Source organism: Microbulbifer harenosus, from assembly GCF_005771435.1.
GTDB lineage: Bacteria > Pseudomonadota > Gammaproteobacteria > Pseudomonadales > Cellvibrionaceae > Microbulbifer > Microbulbifer harenosus.
The window spans coordinates 142,591-158,938 of sequence record NZ_VANI01000015.1; the positions used below are offsets into that span (position 1 = coordinate 142,591).

Sequence of the window (16,348 nt, forward strand, 5' to 3'; positions counted from 1 at the left end):
GCCGAGTATCTGAAAGGACAGCTGGTTGTTATCCACAACGCCAGTTATGACTGGCCAATCTTGCTGGATCATGTGGGTAGATACCACTTAGTGGCTCCCGAAATTCAAGGTGTGTTTTGTAGCCAGAAAGCTGCTATTCCCTGGGCACAGGCGATGAGATTACCCTGCAGTGATAGAGGACCGTCGTTGGATACATTGACGAAAGCACTCGGCGTCGAAAATCTCAGGGCTGAGGGCAATAGGCTTCATGGATCGGAAAAAGACAGTCGACAAACCGCCGGAGTGGTGGAGGCGTTGAGGCGGTTGTGGGGTAGGACGGCATGAACGACAGCCCTGTATAGTTGTTGGTTCAAGTTTTTGGCAATTTGTGGGTGATGGCTTTCTCACGATATTTGCCGCAACAATCTGCTCTGCGGACCACAAGGCCGCGCAGAGCAGTACTTCAGTTCAACTTACTGATTGCTGTGCATGGCTTCAATCAGTTCGCCATTGCCGGTATCACCACTCAGTTCCCAGAAGAAAGACCCGCCGAGGTCCTGATCTGCGATGTACTGCATCTTGCCGGCGATGGTAGAGGGGGTGTCGTAGCTCCACCAGTTGTTGCCGCAGAAGGCATAGGCGGTGCCGGCGACGAGTCCGGTTGACGGGCAGGTATTCTTCAAAACCTTGTAGTCCTCGATGCCGGGCTCGTAGGTGCCGGCGGCGGCACCGGTTGCGGAGCCACCCGGGGCAGACTGACTGACGCCGGTCCAGCCGCGGCCATAGAAGCCAATGCCCAGGTTGAGTTTACTGGCCGGTACACCCTTATTCTTCAGTGCCTGAATGGCTCTGTCGGAATAGAAACCGGCATTCGGAATTCCCGGGTAGTCGTACAGGGCCGAATGCGGCGCGGTAGGGCCATCCGCGTCGAATGCGCCGAAGAAGTCGTAGGTCATGACGTTATAGAAATCGACGTACTGCGAGGCGCCGGCGTAATCCGCCGCATCGATCTTGCCGCCGGCCGTCCCGTCGGCGGTAATGGCCGCAGTCACCAGTTCATCGCCGAAGCGCGCGCGCATGGCCGCCATGACGTTGGTCAGTGATGAATAGCCACTGCTGTCGCAGCTGAGACCGCAGGCGTTGGGGTATTCCCAGTCGAGGTCGATACCGTCAAACACGCCGTCCCAGCGCGGGTCGTGCAGCAGGTTGTAACAGGAATCCGCGAATGCCTGCGGGTTCTGCGACGCCTGGCCGAAGCCGCCGGACCAGGTCCAGCCACCAAAGGACCACAGCACTTTGATGTGCGGGTACATCTGCTTCAGTTTGCGCAACTGGTTGAAACTGCCGCGCAGTGCGCCGGCATCCCAGGTATCCGCCTGGCCATCCACACTCTCTGCCGCACTGTAGAAACGGTCGTAATCGGCATAGGAATCGCCGATGGTGCACTGGCCGTTCTGCACATTGCCGAAGGCGTAATAGATGTGGGTCAGTTTCTCTGCAGACCCACTGGTGACAATGTTTTTCACATGGTAGTTGCGCTGGTAAACGCCCCACTGAACAAAGTAGCCACCCAGTCGGCTCCCGCCACTGGAGGAGGCGCCACTGGATGAGCTGCTGGACGAGGAGCCGCCGGACGAACCGGATGAGCTGGAACTCGAAGAGCTGGAGGAGCCGCCCGAGCAGTTTCCGTCGTTGCGCCAGACGCCGTATTCGCCGCTCTCGCTCGGATTGTCTCCCTGGGTCCACCACTTGGCGGTGTATTTTGCGCTCGAGTGCTGCACGGCGTTGCCACCGACATAAACTGTTGCCGCATCCCACACCGGTAGACCAGCGCAGCTGGTGGACGATCCGCTGGAGCTTCCGCCGGAAGAGGAGCTGCTGGATGATGAGGAAGAAGATGAAGACGAACTGGACGACGAGCTGCCGGTACAGGCACCCAGATCGGACCAAGCCTCAGTCCATGCCCAGCCTTCACCGGGCGCGTAGGGCCCCCCGACGGTACACCAGCCACCAACCTTGCAGCTGTAGGCCACAGAGTTGTTCTGTACTGTGTCGCCCGTGCTGTAGGTGCTGCCATCCACGTATACCTGCAGGCCGCCACAGTCGTACGCATACACCTGTGCGGCCAACAGGCTGAGCAGCGTTGCCGCCGCCAGCCGTAAACAAGTCATTATTTTCATTGTGATCACCGTTTATTGGTTTGAATTTTCTGGAGTGAAACCGAAAAGGCCAATGGCGGATCAATGCGCAAACCCCACGAATCTCCGCCGCGACCTCACTGCTGCCTTTGTCCCTACTGCTACAGCGAGATTGTTCACACGAATGTGCAAGTCGTTGCACTGGCCGCCCGGCGGGGTACTGCGGTGATCTCCCCCTATGCCGAGCCAGCGAGAAACAGCGCTGTCATTTAAAATGATAGCGTTGTCATTCGTGTGCAGTTGAAGATACGCCCAATTGTTATCTGATACCAGCGGCAAACTGGGCATATATGCTTAGATTTTCTCAAATGTTGGTGGAAATTCGCGACACTCAATGTTTCCGTAAATTTTTATGCTGAACTCGGCCGGGTGACTCGGCTCGACAATAAGTTGCGAACGGTAAAATCTGGACTGCCCTGCGGCGGCAGCCTATGGTGCTGGCCTTTGGCATCGGGTAGTTATCCATGAGCAACCGTTGGGACATTTTTTGTCGCGTAGTGGACAACTATGGTGACATCGGCGTGACCTGGCGCCTGGCCAGGCAACTGGCCGCCGAGTACGGACTGGTCGTACGCCTGTGGGTGGATGAACCGGCCGCCTTCCTACGCCTGTGCCCTGCTGCTGAAGCGCCGTTGTCCGGGCAGTGCATTGAGGGCGTGGAAGTGCGGCATTGGCCGGTGGTGTTCCCGCCGGTGGAGGTGGCGGACGTGGTTATCGAGGCTTTCGCCTGTCACCTGCCGATGCGCTATGTGGAAGCCATGGCCGCGCGACAACACAAGCCCTTGTGGCTAAACCTGGAGTACCTCAGCGCTGAGGCGTGGGTCACTGGCTGTCATGGACTCCCTTCGCCGCAGGCCGGCGGTTTGCCGAAGTTCTTTTTTTTCCCGGGGTTTGTCGATGGCACCGGCGGTTTGTTGCGCGAGCGCAATCTGCTGGCGCAGCGGCGCGCGTTTCAGACGGCGCCTGAGGCGCGCGGTGAGTTCCTTGCGCACCTCGGGGTCAGACCGGCGGGCAACACCCGGCTGATATCTCTATTTGCCTACGAGAATGCGTCGCTGGCAGGTTGGCTGACGGCGCTGGCGGCGGATCGGCAGCCGACACTGTTGCTGGTGCCGCGGGGGCGTATCGAAGGCGAGTTGCAGCGCTGGTTTGGGGCGCAACCGTCGCCGGGACATTGCTGGCGGCGAGGCAACCTGCAGGTGCAATTACTGCCATTTCTCCGTCACCAGGACTACGACCGGCTGCTGTGGAGTTGCGACGTCAACGCGGTGCGCGGCGAGGACTCGTTTGTGCGGGCACAGTGGGCTGGTCGGCCGCTGCTCTGGCACATCTACCCGCAGGAGGAGGGGGCTCACTGGACCAAACTGGATGCTTTCCTCGACCTGTACTGTAGCGGGCTGTCGCCACAAGCCGGTGCGGCGCAGAAGTCGCTGTGGCATGCCTGGAACGGCCGGGGAAACATGCACGCCGCCTGGGTTGCGGCACAGCCACAAATGGCGGCACTTTCTTCCCGTGCCGAGGGCTGGTGCCGGGAGCAGGCCAAGCGTCCGGATCTTGCGTTGGCACTAGTGCGTTTTCACCGAAATTGGCTATTATGCGCCGCCTGAAAAAGGTATCCCCATCCCTATCCGGATACTCCAAATGAAAACCGCACAAGAAATGAAGGCCAACAGCGTGGCCTTGATCGACGGCCACCCCTGGCTGGTTCAGAAAGCTGAGTTCACCAAGTCCGGCCGCAACAGTGCCATCGTCAAGATGAAACTGAAGAACCTGGTCAACGGTTCCAAAACCGAGACCGTGTACAAGGCCGACGACAAGATGGAACCGGTCATCCTCGATCGCAAGGAAGTGACCCTGTCTTACATCAATGGCGAGGACTACGTCTTCATGGACCCGGAGTTCAACTCATATGAGCTGCGCGCCGAAGACCTGGAAAGCGTCCTGCCGTTTATCGAAGAGGGCATGACCGACATCTGCGAAGCTGTATTCTTCGATGGCAAAGTAATCTCCGTCGATCTGCCGACCACCATCGTTCGCCAGATCACCTACACCGAAAACTCCGCCCGTGGCGACACTTCCGGCAAGGTGATGAAACCCGCCAAGCTGCGCAACGGCACCGAAGTCAAGGTGGCGGATTTTTGCGAAATCGACGACTGGATCGAAATCGATACCCGTGACGGTTCCTACAAAAACCGCACCCAGGCGCCCACGGCCTAACGTCCGTTGCCCTGCAGTCTGGAGCCCGGCCAAGCGCCGGGCTTTTTTGTGGCCCGCCCCCGCGGAACCCGCCAAGGTGCGAGGGATCAACCCCCGCTACAATGTGGGCGGGTTCGCCGAATGCCGCTGGACAGCATCTGTTCGCGGGAATACATTGCCGCGGAAAATACGCGGCCACAAACCACCAACAAGTTCCTTACAACCCATCCGGAGAGAGAGCATGCGCTTCCAGTTCCCCATCATCGTGATCGACGAGGATTTCCGTTCGGAAAACTCCTCCGGGTTCGGTATCCGGTCGCTGGTGACCGCGATCGAGGCCGAGGGGATGGAAGTACTGGGGGTGACCAGTTACGGGGATCTGACCTCCTTCGTGCAGCAGCAGAGCCGCGCCTCCTGCTACATCCTCTCCATCGACGACGACGAGTTTAGTGAAGCCAACCAGGACGAGACTCTGGCACGGCTGCGCGCGTTTGTGGCGGAGCTGCGCTTCCGCAACTCGGATATCCCGATCTTCCTCTATGGCGAGACGCGCACCTCGCACCACCTGCCGAACGACATCCTGCGGGAGATGCACGGCTTCATTCATATGTTTGAGGACACGCCCGAGTTCATCGCGCGCTACGTGGTGCGCGAGGCCCGCGCCTATCTGGAAAACCTGGCGCCGCCGTTCTTCCGCGCGCTGGTGCACTACGCCTCCGACGGCTCCTACTCCTGGCACTGCCCCGGCCACTCCGGCGGCGTCGCATTCCTGAAGAGCCCGGTGGGGCACATGTTCCACCAGTTCTTTGGCGAGAATATGCTGCGCGCCGACGTGTGCAACGCGGTGGATGAGCTGGGCCAGTTGCTGGATCACACCGGCCCCATTGCTGCCAGTGAGCGCAACGCCGCGCGCATCAGCCACGCAGATCACCTGTTCTTCGTCACCAACGGTACCTCCACATCCAACAAGATTGTGTGGAACTCCACTGTGGCACCGGGTGACATCGTGGTGGTGGACCGCAACTGTCACAAGTCGATCCTGCACTCCATCATCATGACCGGCGCCATCCCGATCTTCCTGATGCCGACGCGCAACAACTTCGGCATCATCGGCCCGATTCCGCGCAGCGAGTTCGACTGGGAGAGCATCCAGAAGAAGATTGCGCAGAACCCGTTCATTACCGACAACGGCGCCAAGCCACGGGTGCTGACCATTACCCAGAGCACCTACGACGGAGTCCTGTACAACGTCGAGGAGATCAAGGAGGCACTGGACGGCAAGATCGATACCCTGCATTTCGACGAGGCCTGGCTGCCACACGCCGCCTTCCACGATTTCTATGGCGACTACCACGCCATCGGCGAAGGCCGTGTGCGCTGCAAGGAGTCGCTGGTGTTCTCCACCCAGAGCACCCACAAACTGCTGGCGGGCATCTCCCAGGCGTCGCAGATCCTGGTGCAGGATTCCGACAGCCGCAAACTGGACCGCGACCTGTTCAACGAGGCCTACCTGATGCACACCTCCACCTCGCCCCAGTACGCGATCATCGCGTCCTGCGATGTGGCGGCGGCAATGATGGAGCCGCCCGGCGGCACCGCGCTGGTAGAGGAGTCCATCACCGAGGCGATGGAATTCCGCCGCGCCATGCGCAAAGTGGACGAGGAGTGGGGCAGCGACTGGTGGTTCAAGGTGTGGGGTCCGGACCAGATTGCCGAAGAGGGCATGGGCGAACGCGAGGACTGGATGCTGCGCGCCGGTGACAACTGGCACGGCTTCGGCGATCTGGCCGAGGGCTTCAACATGCTCGACCCGATCAAGGCGACTATTGTTACCCCGGGCCTGGATCTGGACGGCAATTTCGACGACTGGGGCATCCCCGCGGCCATCCTCACCAAGTACCTGTCCGAGCACGGCATCATCGTCGAGAAGTGCGGCCTTTACTCCTTCTTTATCATGTTCACCATCGGCATCACTAAGGGCCGCTGGAATACCCTGGTGACCGAACTGCAGCAATTCAAGGACTGCTACGACAGCAACAGCCCGCTGTGGCGCTGCATGCCGGAATTCCTGGCGAAGAACAAACACTACGAGGGCTGGGGCCTGCGCGATCTGTGCAACGCGATTCACAATGTGTACGCGCAGCACGACGTGGCCCGCCTCACCACGGAAATGTATCTGAGCAACATGGTGCCGGCGATGCGCCCCGGGGATGCCTGGGCGAAGATGGCGCACCGCGAAGTGGAGCGGGTGGATATCGAGGAGCTGGAAGGCCGCATCACGGCGATGCTGGTGACCCCGTATCCGCCCGGTATCCCTCTGCTGATCCCGGGCGAGCGCTTCAACCGCACCATCGTCAATTACCTGCGCTTTGCGCGCACCTTCAACGAGCAGTTCCCCGGCTTTGAAACCGACTGCCACGGTCTGGTGAAGGAAGTGAAAGACGGAAAAGCGCGCTACTGCGTGGATTGCGTCAAGGACTGAAGGCCGTCAGGGTGAAGTGCCTGCGGGCGCCGACAGGGCCCGCAGGTTTTCCAGTACTTTCTCCGCGCGGGCAATATTGCCCAGCAATTCGACGTTGTCCGGGTCCAGCGCATTGGCCTCGCGCCACACCTGCAGGGCCCGCTCGATCTCGCCCTGGCTGTACAGGTGATTGCCGCGGGTGAGGGCGGTGTCGACGCGGGTATTCAGCTGCATCCGGAAGCGCGATTGCAGCGGCAGCAGTTGCGGGTGCTGCGGCGAGTGTTGCTGCAGCCAGTTCAGTTGTTGGCGGGCACTGGGCAGGTCGCCGCTCTCCAGCGCACGTTGCAGTTCCGCGACATGGTTCTCGTCCGGTTTTTGCTGTGGGGCTTTGGCGGGGCGCGGGCTGGCCCGGCGCAAGTGACGATTGGCGGCAGCCAGATCCTGTTCGAGGCTTTGGCGCAGTACGTCATCCTGTTGCAGGTCGTCGCCGTACAATCCGCGAGCGATCGTCAGGGCTTTTCGCGCCAGTGCAATATCTTCCGGTTTTTCTCTCAACAGTGCCTTTTGTGCAGACTCCTGCAGTGCTCCGGCCGACGCGCGCCGTTGGCGATCGTAATTCTTCAGTTCCAGCCATGTCAGGGCACCGGGCTCTTTGAGCTGCTGCAGGCGCCGGTAGGCCTCGGCATCTTTCAGCAGCTGCTCGCCGCGGTGAATCTCAAGCTCCATACGCACGCGCGCTTCGTGTAATTGCCGCCGCGCCGCCAACTGCTGCTGAGCACTCTCTATTGCCGCGCTGTGGGGCAGCACGCGTGCGGCGCTCTGCAAAACCTGTTTGGCCGCGCGCCAGTCGTCCTTCTTTTCCAACCGGTTTGCGGTGCGAATGGTGTCGCGCTCGAACTGTTGCAGATTGCGTCGCACCCTCTGGATATGTTGTCGCTGGGCCGGGGTTGCGTCGTCCAGTTTCTGCAGTTCCCCCAGCTCGGTTACCTGCTGGCGGATTTCCTGCAGCGTTCCGGGTGGAAAACCTTCCAGTGACTGGGGAGCCTGCACCAGGCTGCAGGCCGGCAGCAGCGGCAACAAAAGCAGCCACGGAAGAGCGCGCAGAAATGTTAACCGGCGATCACGCATGATCGGCCGCTCGCAGATTTTGCTGCACGGTTTTGCTGTTCAGAACCATGCGCAGATTGGTTGCGAGCTGCGGCCGCGCGTCGCCGTGGATATCCTGCACCGAGTAGATCTGCACTGGTGCGGATTTGCCGCGGATCGGCAGCGTTTGCCCGGCCTGCGCGACGATGCGCGGCTGCAACAGCGTAAACAGCTGCTTGCGGATGATGATCTGGTCCGGCTCCGCCTCGCAGCACAGACGGGACGCGAGATTGACTGCGTCGCCCACCACCGTGTACTCCATGCGTTCGTCTGAGCCGAGGTTGCCGGCGAGCATCGCGCCGCAGTTGATACCGATGCGGAAATGGACTTCGGGCCGGCCGTCGGCCCGGCGCTGTTCATTCAGCTGCGCTGCCAGTTGCTGGATCAATACCGCACAGCTGACCGCATTGAACGCGTGGTCGGTATCATCCTCGAGTACGCCGAACACCAGCATCGCGCAGTCGCCGATAAATTTATCGACGACGCCGCCATACAGGGTGCAGGCGTGCGAAATATAGGAAAAGTACTCGTTCAGCAGCTCCGAGACCTGCTGCGGCTCCAGCTTTTCCGACATGGCGGTAAAACCGGTGATGTCGGCGAACAGTACTGTCGCCTCGATCGGTCGATCCACCAGCCGGACCTCGTCCAGATTGGCCAGCACCTTGTCGGCCACACTTTTCGACACATAGCGGGAAAAGACCTGCTCGACCTGGGACTTTTTCAGCAGTCCGGCGGCCATATTGTTGAATCCTTCGAACAGAAAACCGATCTCGTCGTTGCGCCGCTGGTCGATGCGGATCGCCAGGTCACCGCGGCCAATGGCCTGGGTGGCCTCCATCAGGTGGTGGATGGGCAGCGACAGGCGCCGACTCAGCCAGTAGGCCAGCAGGGAGGCCAGTACTGTCATGGCCAGGGTGGCGTAGATGATTGCTTTCCGGGCGCGGAGGGCGGCCTGATCCATCTGAGACGCCGACAAGGTCACTACTACCGAACCGACACGGACCCCCTGATATGTGGCTGGGGCCTCGAAACTGATCAGCCTCTCGGCGGCGCCGTCCGGCGCGGATCTGAACCATGGACGGGAAATAACGCTATTGGCATCGGAAGAGGGCGCAGCCAGAGTCGGCTGCAGTCCGGTTGCCGACAGCAATTCACCATCGTGAGCGTAAATTCCCGCGCCGAGGATTTTCTCGTCCTGGCCGAGATTAGTGGTCAACATGCGCAGGTTAAGGCCGTTCTCCGACAGGATCGGCTCGCTGGCCAGCTTTGCTAACTGCAGTGCCATGGTGCTGCCGAAATCGTGCAGTTGTGTCCGGATCAGACGGTTTTGGTTTTCGCTGATAAACAGCCCCAGGCTCGCCATTCCCAGTACCAGCAGCAGGGTCATGATCAGTGCCAGTTTGAACGCGATTGGGATATGGCGGGGCAACCAGCGGGCGAGACGCACCTGAAGACCGTCAGCGATGCGCTGCAGGGCGGTTTTGGTCTTGGTGGTCAACGGGCGTACTCCAGTGGGCAGTGGACGGCAACGTGAACAGGGTCGAGCGGGAAGGGACTATACCAGTTATTGGGTCAGTTATTGACCGTCACCCGAACAGTTCTCATATGTGCCGCGCGCCGCATCATCACGACAAGGTGGAAGGCCTGTAATTCGGCACCCTAGCGGCGCCTGCGTTGATTTCCGGGTCAGTAACACGCACCAGCTTCTCTTATAACGTGCAGATGATGAAAAAAACTGTGAAACGTATTTCCGCGGAAAGCCAGTGGGTGAGTCCGGATTGCAGACGCGAGACCCGCCAGCGGGCAACTTGGATGCTGCGGGGGCGATGGGACCAGGGTGAAATGCTGCGCCTGGGCTGTTAGTATCGCGTCGCAATTGCAAGTGTCGGTAGTCAGCTAATGATGAGAGTCCGCAGTTAGATCCTTGCAAGCTGCCCTTTCCTCAATCTTTGATAATGAGTATCATTTGCGGAGATTGACGCAATTAGAGTGGAAGCATATGCAAGTTGAATCTTTTGTACGGAAGCATCGCGGCCTGGGTTTCGCTTTTGGCCTTTTTGCCCTGCTGACAGCCAGTCAGGTTTCCGCCAACGGCGCCATTGGCGACCATGTGAATGACCTTAAGGCTCATATCAGCTCCTATAGCGAGGAAGTGAACTGGCTGGTGAGCAAGTTCGACGAGGTGGTCGATACCTACGAGAAGAAAGGGCAGAAGGGTACCGATACCAAGGTCATGGTGGAGTACTGGGAAGAGGTAGACTTCCATTCCGCGATCGAAACCAATTATGTCCCGGTCTATGCCAATATCTGGCAGGGCATTTTCGGGGTGAAGCAGGCGATTGAAGCCGGTGCCCCTGTAGCCAAGGTGCGTGAAGAGCAGGCCAAACTGAACCAGGCACTGTGGCAGGGACTGGGTGCGGTGAAGCTTGCCGCCCAGTTCCAGGAGAAAGGTCTGCTGGCCAAGGTGCAAACCACCGAAGCCGAGCCCACCACCATGCCGGAGACCCTCGACGACATCAAGCATCGCCTGGATCGCGTGGTGGCCAAGTATGCGGAAAAGTTGCCGGAAGCGGCGACTTCCATCGTGCACGACACCTATCTGCACCGCTTTGAAGGTGTCGAGGGCGCGCTGATCGAGCAGGACGCGGCATTGGTCGAGGATCTGGAAAAAGACTTCAACGTGACCCTGCCTCAGGCACTGGATGGCAAAACCAGCGTTGATGACGTGCGCAAGGTGGTAGAAGCCATGCAGGTGAAACTGGACAAGGCTAAGAGCCTGCTGCAGGAAGCAGAAAAGAAACGTAAAGACGTCTTTTAAGGTCCCGCCGGCATCGGTATGTTGCCGGCTCCGCTCTTTATTTTCAGTAAGGAATCATCGTGCAGCGCAGAGCTTTTTTGCATAGCCTGGCTGCGGTTGGCGCGCTGGGTTGTCTGCCGGCAGCCCGCGCACTGGCTGCGAGCCCCATGGCCAATTCCGGGGAAGGTGCCGTCTCCGTCGATCAATTGCCAAAGCTGGAAGGTGACCTCACCCTGTATCTCGGGCGCGGGGAGGGTGGGCTTTACGAGAATGTTCTCGAAGCCATCAAGAAGCGCAATCCCAAGCTGAATCTGCAGATCCGTCGCGGTGTTACCGCCGCGCTGGCGAATACGATTGTGGCCGAAGCCAAGGCCGGAGTGCGCCGTGCTGACGTGTTCTGGGCGGTAGATTCCGGCGCTATTGGCCTGGTCGCGGATGCCGGCCTGGCGCGCTCCCTACCTTCAGATCTGATCGCGCAACTGAAACCCGGCTTCCGCTATCCGCAGTGGGCACCGGTTACCGGCCGCATCCGCACCGTGCCCTACAATACCGAGCGTCTGACCGCGGAGCAGATCCCCGACAGCATTATGGCGCTGGCGGACAGCAACCTGAGTATCGGTTGGGCACCGGCTTATGCCGCGTTTCAGTCTTTCGTTACTGCCATGCGCCTGCTGGAAGGCGACAAGGCAACGGGCGAGTGGCTGCGGGCGGTTAATCAACGCGCCAAAAACTACGCCGGTGAGCTGGGCGTGGTGATGGGCGTTGAGCGGGGTGAAGTGGACGTCGGCCTCGCCAACCACTACTACACCTTGCGTCTGAAAAGCGGAAAACCCGACGCTAACGTGGATCTCGCGTTCACCAGAAACGATGCCGGATGCCTGGTGAATGCAGGCGGAATCCTGGCGCTCAGTGAGGGCGATCTGCCGATCAACTTCATCCGCTACCTGCTGTCCCGCGAAGTGCAGTCTTACCTCGCCTCCGAGGCCTATGAAATTCCGCTGGTCAGCGGCGTAAAGCCGCCGGAAGGTCTGGTGCCCCTGAGCAGTATTTCCCCGCCCAAAGTGGATCTCACCCAGCTGGCTGACCTGCGTCCGACGCTCAACCTCATGCGCAGTGTTGGCGTTCTATGACGCTAGGGTCTCTGCTGCGCTGGCCGGTGTCCTATCCGCTGGCACTGATCGTTGCGCTCATGGCGCTGGTGCCGGTGGGGGTGCTGTTCGGGCTCGCCTCCGATGATGTGCAACTGTTCGATGCCCACAACCTGAAGGTTCTGACCAACACCCTGCTGTTGATGGTGTTCACGGTACTGGGGGCAATCCTGATCGGGGTGCCACTGGCGCTGCTGACCGCCTATGCGCAGATGCCGGGCCGCCGGCTGTGGCTGATTTTGCTCGCCGCGCCCCTGGCGATTCCCAGCTACATCGGTGCCTTCACGCTCTATGCGGCATTTGGCCGCGGCGGTGAGATTGAAAACCTGCTGGGCCTACCGGTACCCGCAATGGATGGGCTGATGGGCGCCACTATCGTCATGATCCTGTATTCCTATCCGTTTGTGATGCTCACCACCCGGGCATCCCTGCTCAGCCTGGATGCCAGCCTGGTGAACGCCGCTCGCACTTTGGGAATGAGCCTTGGGGCGAGTCTGTGGCGGGTGGTTCTGCCCCGCGTCGTTACCGGTATCGCCGCCGGCGGCTTGCTGGTGGCCCTGTATACGCTGTCGGATTTTGGTACTCCGGCGATCATGCGTCTGGATACGTTCACCCGAGTGATCTTCGTTGAATACAACGCGTTTGGTCTCAGCCAGGCGGCAATGCTGTCACTGCAACTGCTGGTGATTGTCGGTCTGGTGCTGTTTTTGGAATCCCGCGTGCGCGGCAGCCGCGAACGGCCGGGGCGCCACCTCACCCTTTGGCCCGGGCGCGGCCAGCAGTTTGCCATTGTGCTTTCGGTGGTGCCGATCCTGGTGCTCGCGATTGCGCTGCCGCTGGCGGTGTTCGGGATCTGGCTGGTACGCGAGGGTAGCGAAGGATTTGAATTCAGTTACGCATGGAACTCAGCACACGCTTCTTTTTTGGCGGCGATATTTGCGGTAATTCTTGCCATTCCGGTGGCCCATGCGGCTATTGCGGGCCGCGCCGGGCGCCTGATGGAGCGTATGACCTATTTCGGTTTTGGCGTGCCGGGTATTGTGATGGGTACGGCGCTGGTGTACGTCGGTCTGCAGTTGCCGTTCCTGTACCAGACGTTGGGACTGTTGGTGCTCGCCTACGTGCTGCGTTTTCTGCCGCTGGCGGTGGGTTCAGTGCGCTCCACAGCCGAGGGGCTGGACCCGAGCCTGGTAAAGGCCGCGCGTGTGCTGGGCGCCAGCCCCCGCGAGGCCTTCCAGCGGGTGACTCTGCCGCTTACGGTGCGCGGAATGGTCGCCGGCGCGGCGCTGGTGTTCCTGGAGGCCATGCGTGAACTGCCTGCAACGCTGATGCTCGGTCCCACGGGATTCGAAACTCTGGCCACTTACTTGTGGCGGGTATATGAAGCGGGGTATTTTGGCCGCGCTGCGATTCCCGGCTTACTGCTGGTTCTGATGTCCGCCCTGGGGCTTGCGCTGATGTTGTCCGGTGAGCGCCGGGCTGAAATTGATGTTACTGAGACTCCCCAATCCTGATGCTGAAGGTTAGTAATCTGTCGGTACATTACGGCGCGACTGCCGTCGTAAAAAATCTCAATCTGGCCTTGGCGGAAGACGAAGTGCTGATGCTGGTTGGCCCCACAGGCTGTGGCAAGACCACGATCCTGCAGGCGCTGGCTGGGCTGATTCCCATTTCCAGTGGAGAGATCGAGCTGGGTGCGTGGCGCGCGAGCGCCACCCGGATCGTGCCTCCGGAAAAACGCAATGTGGGCATGGTGTTTCAGGATTTCGCGCTCTTCCCGCATCTCACGGTTGAGCAGAATGTCTGCTTCCGCCTCACCGATACGACACTTGCGGATCACTGGCTGAATCTGCTGGGGCTCGACAGCTTCCGTCATGCCAAACCCGCGCGGCTGTCCGGCGGGCAGAAACAGCGGGTGGCGCTCGCACGCACCCTGGCCCACCAGCCGGCATTCGTGCTGCTGGATGAGCCGCTGTCAAACCTGGACGCAGCGCTCAAAGACAACCTGCGCTGGGAGATCCGCGAGGCACTGAAGGCAGCCGGCGTGCCCGCCATCTGGGTGACTCACGATCAGGAAGAGGCGCTGTCGGTCGGGGATCGCGTTGGTATTCTCAAAGGGGGAGTGCTGGAGCAGCTGGACACGCCGGAGATTTGCTTTGCGGAGCCCGCGAGCCGTTTTGTGGCCGGATTTCTCGGGGAGGCGAGTTTCCTGCCTGGTGAACTGCGCGCGCACCAGGTATCCACCGCTCTCGGTCCGGCGCCGGGGATCCCCATCGATACCAGCGAGGGCCCTGTGGACCTGCTGTTGCGTCCAGACGACCTCTCGCTGGTGCCATCGTCGATCGGTAACGGTGTCATTGACTGGGTCCGCTATGAGGGCTGCTCCCGACTTTATGCGGTGACCGTGGAAGGCGGCGCCCAGCTGCGGGTGAGAACCAGTCACGAAGTACACGGCAAGCCCGGTGACCGCGTACAGATGGCGATTACCACGACACACCCGCTGGCGGCTTTTTCCCGCACAGGCTGAACCTTCCCCTGATCCATTCGCGGTGAGTAATCCGGCGCGAAGCGCCTGTGGCGGGCCGCGGATTTTGCTGGCCAATTGGTCAGCCAATGCGCCGCGCTGGGGCGCGCCCGCTATAACCCGCTCTCATACTGTGCAACTCTCCCTTCACCGCCACTTCTCCTGCTTCTAGCGCCAAATTCAGTAGCCAGGAAGGGCTACACCAAAAAGCTTTCCACAGCGGGTGAAGAACGAATGTGGTGTTTCAGTTACATCGGAAATTTGTCAAGATTGATTTGAAGTTAATTGCAACCATCTGATTTACAAGGAAAAAATCATTTTGGTTAAAATTTCTTCACATTGTTGTCACGACGAAGTAATGGGGCCTGGCGGCGTTTTCCCGTTGGTTGCTCACAGACATATCCACAGATTCTGTGGATTGTGAATAAAAAAAGCCGGCGAATGCCGGCTTTTCTGCTATCCGGGGATTTGCGTCCCCGGAAGTGATTTGGTCATACCTCCCGAGCGCGGCGTTTCTCCCATCGCTACAGCCTCGCTCGGACGATTGACCCGACTCAGCGGAAGGTGAGTTCCACCCGGCGATTTTGCGCCCGGCCTGCCTCTGTCGCATTGGATGCGATTGGTTTGGTTTCGCCGTAGCCACGGGCGGTGATGCGCGCGGCGTCGATTCCACTTGCGATCAGGTAGCGACGAACGGACTCTGCTCGCTGGCCCGAGAGGCGCAGGTTGTAACCGTCATTGCCCTGGCTGTCCGTGTGGCCCGCCACTTCCACTTGGGTGTTGGCCTGGTCGCGCAGCGATTGAACCACCTTGTTCAGTGAGGCCTCCGCTCTCGGGGTCAGCTTGGCGGAGTTGAACTCGAACTGGATGTTTTCCAGGGTGATGGTCTGGTCTTTGATTACACAGCCATATTCGTCGACCTTGGCACCTGGCAGGGTGTTGGGGCAGCGGTCGTTCTGGTCCAGCACACCGTCGCCATCACTGTCGATATTGACGATTTCAGGTTTCGGCTCCGGTGGCGGTGCCATGACGACGGGGGCAGGCGCCGGCGGCTGGCTAAGCGGAATGCTGACGCCGACGCCGAACTGCCAATCGTCGAAATCCTCTGCAAAAAAGTCACGCATATAACGGACCTCGGCGCGGACTTTCAACCCATTCTGGCTGATGGCACCACTGGTGATACCGGCGCCGAGATTAACGAACGCATTGGTTTCCTGCACACCGTAATCGAACTTGGTGTTGTTGTGGGAAACCCCCAGGCCACCGAGCAGAAATGGGCCGTAGCCATTGCGCCCGCTGAAGCTGTAGACGACATCCATACCAAGGCCGGCCAGGTCATCTTCACTGCTGGGAACAAGCTTGCCGGTATACACATAGGGGCTGGGCACAACCGGCGGAGACTGGAATCTGTTTGATCTCCTGTCGAGCTGGGTGCCGAAAAGCTGTACCTCGGTAAACCAGTTGCCGCTGGTCTGCCATCCATAAACCGCGCGCAGCCCAGCGGACTGGCGGTCGGTATTGCGATCGGAGTCTACGCGTGTGACGAACGGCATAATGTCGACATAGCGGTCTTCCTGTGCCATCACCTGGGTGCTGGCGATCATGGAGGTCGCCAGTACGATCCCCAGTTTATTTGCGATGGACATGGATTTAGAAGGCATAAATATCATCCTTGGATTTATGGTTTATTTGCTCAGCGCGCCGCCGCCTGTTCAGTTGGCTGGAAAATACCGGCGTCAAATCTCTGGTTGGTACATGTGTACACCTTTGTGACCGGATAGCGGAATCCGTCGTTATACCCGTTACTTTTTAGTTGATCCCGGCGACTTTTCCAGTCGGGCCGCGATAAAAAGGCGAATTAATGGCGCGAAATTTCTTTTTCGCGGCTGCTGTTCTGAG

11 protein-coding genes are annotated in these 16,348 nt (G+C 59.8%); 7 read left to right on the top strand and 4 right to left on the bottom strand.

What is annotated here, in order from left to right; all coding sequences use genetic code 11:
• Positions 1-452 precede the first annotated feature (452 nt).
• Positions 453-2,150, bottom strand: coding sequence for a glycosyl hydrolase family 18 protein (locus tag FDY93_RS14610; RefSeq protein ID WP_138236569.1), 1,698 nt, complete (start codon positions 2,148-2,150; stop codon positions 453-455).
• 491 nt (positions 2,151-2,641) lie between these two features.
• Here FDY93_RS14610 and earP point away from each other — a divergent pair, with 491 nt between their 5' ends.
• The 3 genes from earP (at position 2,642) to FDY93_RS14625 (ending at position 6,855) form a co-directional block, all read left to right on the top strand.
• On the top strand, positions 2,642-3,784 hold the full coding sequence (gene earP, locus FDY93_RS14615; RefSeq protein WP_138236494.1) for an elongation factor P maturation arginine rhamnosyltransferase EarP: 1,143 nt from the start codon (positions 2,642-2,644) through the stop codon (positions 3,782-3,784).
• Between the two features lie 34 nt (positions 3,785-3,818).
• The gene (locus FDY93_RS14620) at positions 3,819-4,394 is read left to right on the top strand and encodes an elongation factor P (RefSeq protein WP_138236495.1); all 576 of its coding nucleotides are present in this window, start codon (positions 3,819-3,821) and stop codon (positions 4,392-4,394) included.
• Between the two features lie 220 nt (positions 4,395-4,614).
• Positions 4,615-6,855, top strand: a complete 2,241-nt coding sequence (locus FDY93_RS14625; protein WP_138236496.1) for an arginine/lysine/ornithine decarboxylase — start codon at positions 4,615-4,617, stop codon at positions 6,853-6,855.
• 6 nt (positions 6,856-6,861) lie between these two features.
• On the opposite strand, the gene FDY93_RS14630 is transcribed toward FDY93_RS14625, so the two are convergent.
• On the bottom strand, positions 6,862-7,962 hold the full coding sequence (locus FDY93_RS14630; protein ID WP_138236497.1) for a tetratricopeptide repeat protein: 1,101 nt from the start codon (positions 7,960-7,962) through the stop codon (positions 6,862-6,864).
• On the bottom strand, positions 7,955-9,478 hold the full coding sequence (locus FDY93_RS14635) for an adenylate/guanylate cyclase domain-containing protein (protein WP_138236498.1): 1,524 nt from the start codon (positions 9,476-9,478) through the stop codon (positions 7,955-7,957). The genes FDY93_RS14630 and FDY93_RS14635 overlap by 8 nt, the downstream gene beginning before the upstream one ends.
• Before the next feature lie 501 nt (positions 9,479-9,979).
• Between FDY93_RS14635 and FDY93_RS14640 the strand changes: the two genes are divergently transcribed.
• From FDY93_RS14640 to FDY93_RS14655, 4 genes are read left to right on the top strand one after another with little or no spacing between them, the layout of a single operon-like run.
• On the top strand, positions 9,980-10,798 hold the full coding sequence (locus FDY93_RS14640; RefSeq protein WP_220446208.1) for a hypothetical protein: 819 nt from the start codon (positions 9,980-9,982) through the stop codon (positions 10,796-10,798).
• A gap of 59 nt (positions 10,799-10,857) precedes the next feature.
• A complete protein-coding gene (locus tag FDY93_RS14645) occupies positions 10,858-11,907 on the top strand; it encodes a substrate-binding domain-containing protein (protein ID WP_138236499.1) in 1,050 nt (349 codons plus the stop codon).
• Positions 11,904-13,439 carry an ABC transporter permease gene (locus tag FDY93_RS14650; protein ID WP_246068593.1) on the top strand — a complete coding sequence of 512 codons (1,536 nt, stop codon included), beginning with the start codon at positions 11,904-11,906 and terminating at the stop codon, positions 13,437-13,439. Before FDY93_RS14645 ends, FDY93_RS14650 begins: the two co-directional genes overlap by 4 nt.
• On the top strand, positions 13,439-14,452 hold the full coding sequence (locus FDY93_RS14655; protein ID WP_138236500.1) for an ABC transporter ATP-binding protein: 1,014 nt from the start codon (positions 13,439-13,441) through the stop codon (positions 14,450-14,452). Before FDY93_RS14650 ends, FDY93_RS14655 begins: the two co-directional genes overlap by 1 nt.
• 551 nt (positions 14,453-15,003) lie before the next feature.
• Here FDY93_RS14655 and FDY93_RS14660 read toward each other — a convergent pair.
• Entirely contained in the window at positions 15,004-16,110 is a 1,107-nt protein-coding gene (locus FDY93_RS14660; protein WP_171018998.1) for an OmpA family protein, read from the bottom strand.
• Between the last annotated feature and the right edge of the window lie 238 nt (positions 16,111-16,348).

What these genes read in the sequence shown, in the direction of transcription:
- FDY93_RS14640 (WP_220446208.1), top strand. Translation starts at nt 9,980, where the DNA reads ATGCAAGTTGAATCTTTTGTACGGAAGCATCGCGGCCTGGGTTTCGCT.
- FDY93_RS14660 (WP_171018998.1), bottom strand. Translation starts at nt 16,110, where the DNA reads ATGCCTTCTAAATCCATGTCCATCGCAAATAAACTGGGGATCGTACTG.
- FDY93_RS14610 (WP_138236569.1), bottom strand. Translation starts at nt 2,150, where the DNA reads ATGACTTGTTTACGGCTGGCGGCGGCAACGCTGCTCAGCCTGTTGGCC.
- FDY93_RS14655 (WP_138236500.1), top strand. Translation starts at nt 13,439, where the DNA reads ATGCTGAAGGTTAGTAATCTGTCGGTACATTACGGCGCGACTGCCGTC.
- earP (WP_138236494.1), top strand. Translation starts at nt 2,642, where the DNA reads ATGAGCAACCGTTGGGACATTTTTTGTCGCGTAGTGGACAACTATGGT.
- FDY93_RS14650 (WP_246068593.1), top strand. Translation starts at nt 11,904, where the DNA reads ATGACGCTAGGGTCTCTGCTGCGCTGGCCGGTGTCCTATCCGCTGGCA.
- FDY93_RS14625 (WP_138236496.1), top strand. Translation starts at nt 4,615, where the DNA reads ATGCGCTTCCAGTTCCCCATCATCGTGATCGACGAGGATTTCCGTTCG.
- FDY93_RS14630 (WP_138236497.1), bottom strand. Translation starts at nt 7,962, where the DNA reads ATGCGTGATCGCCGGTTAACATTTCTGCGCGCTCTTCCGTGGCTGCTT.
- FDY93_RS14620 (WP_138236495.1), top strand. Translation starts at nt 3,819, where the DNA reads ATGAAAACCGCACAAGAAATGAAGGCCAACAGCGTGGCCTTGATCGAC.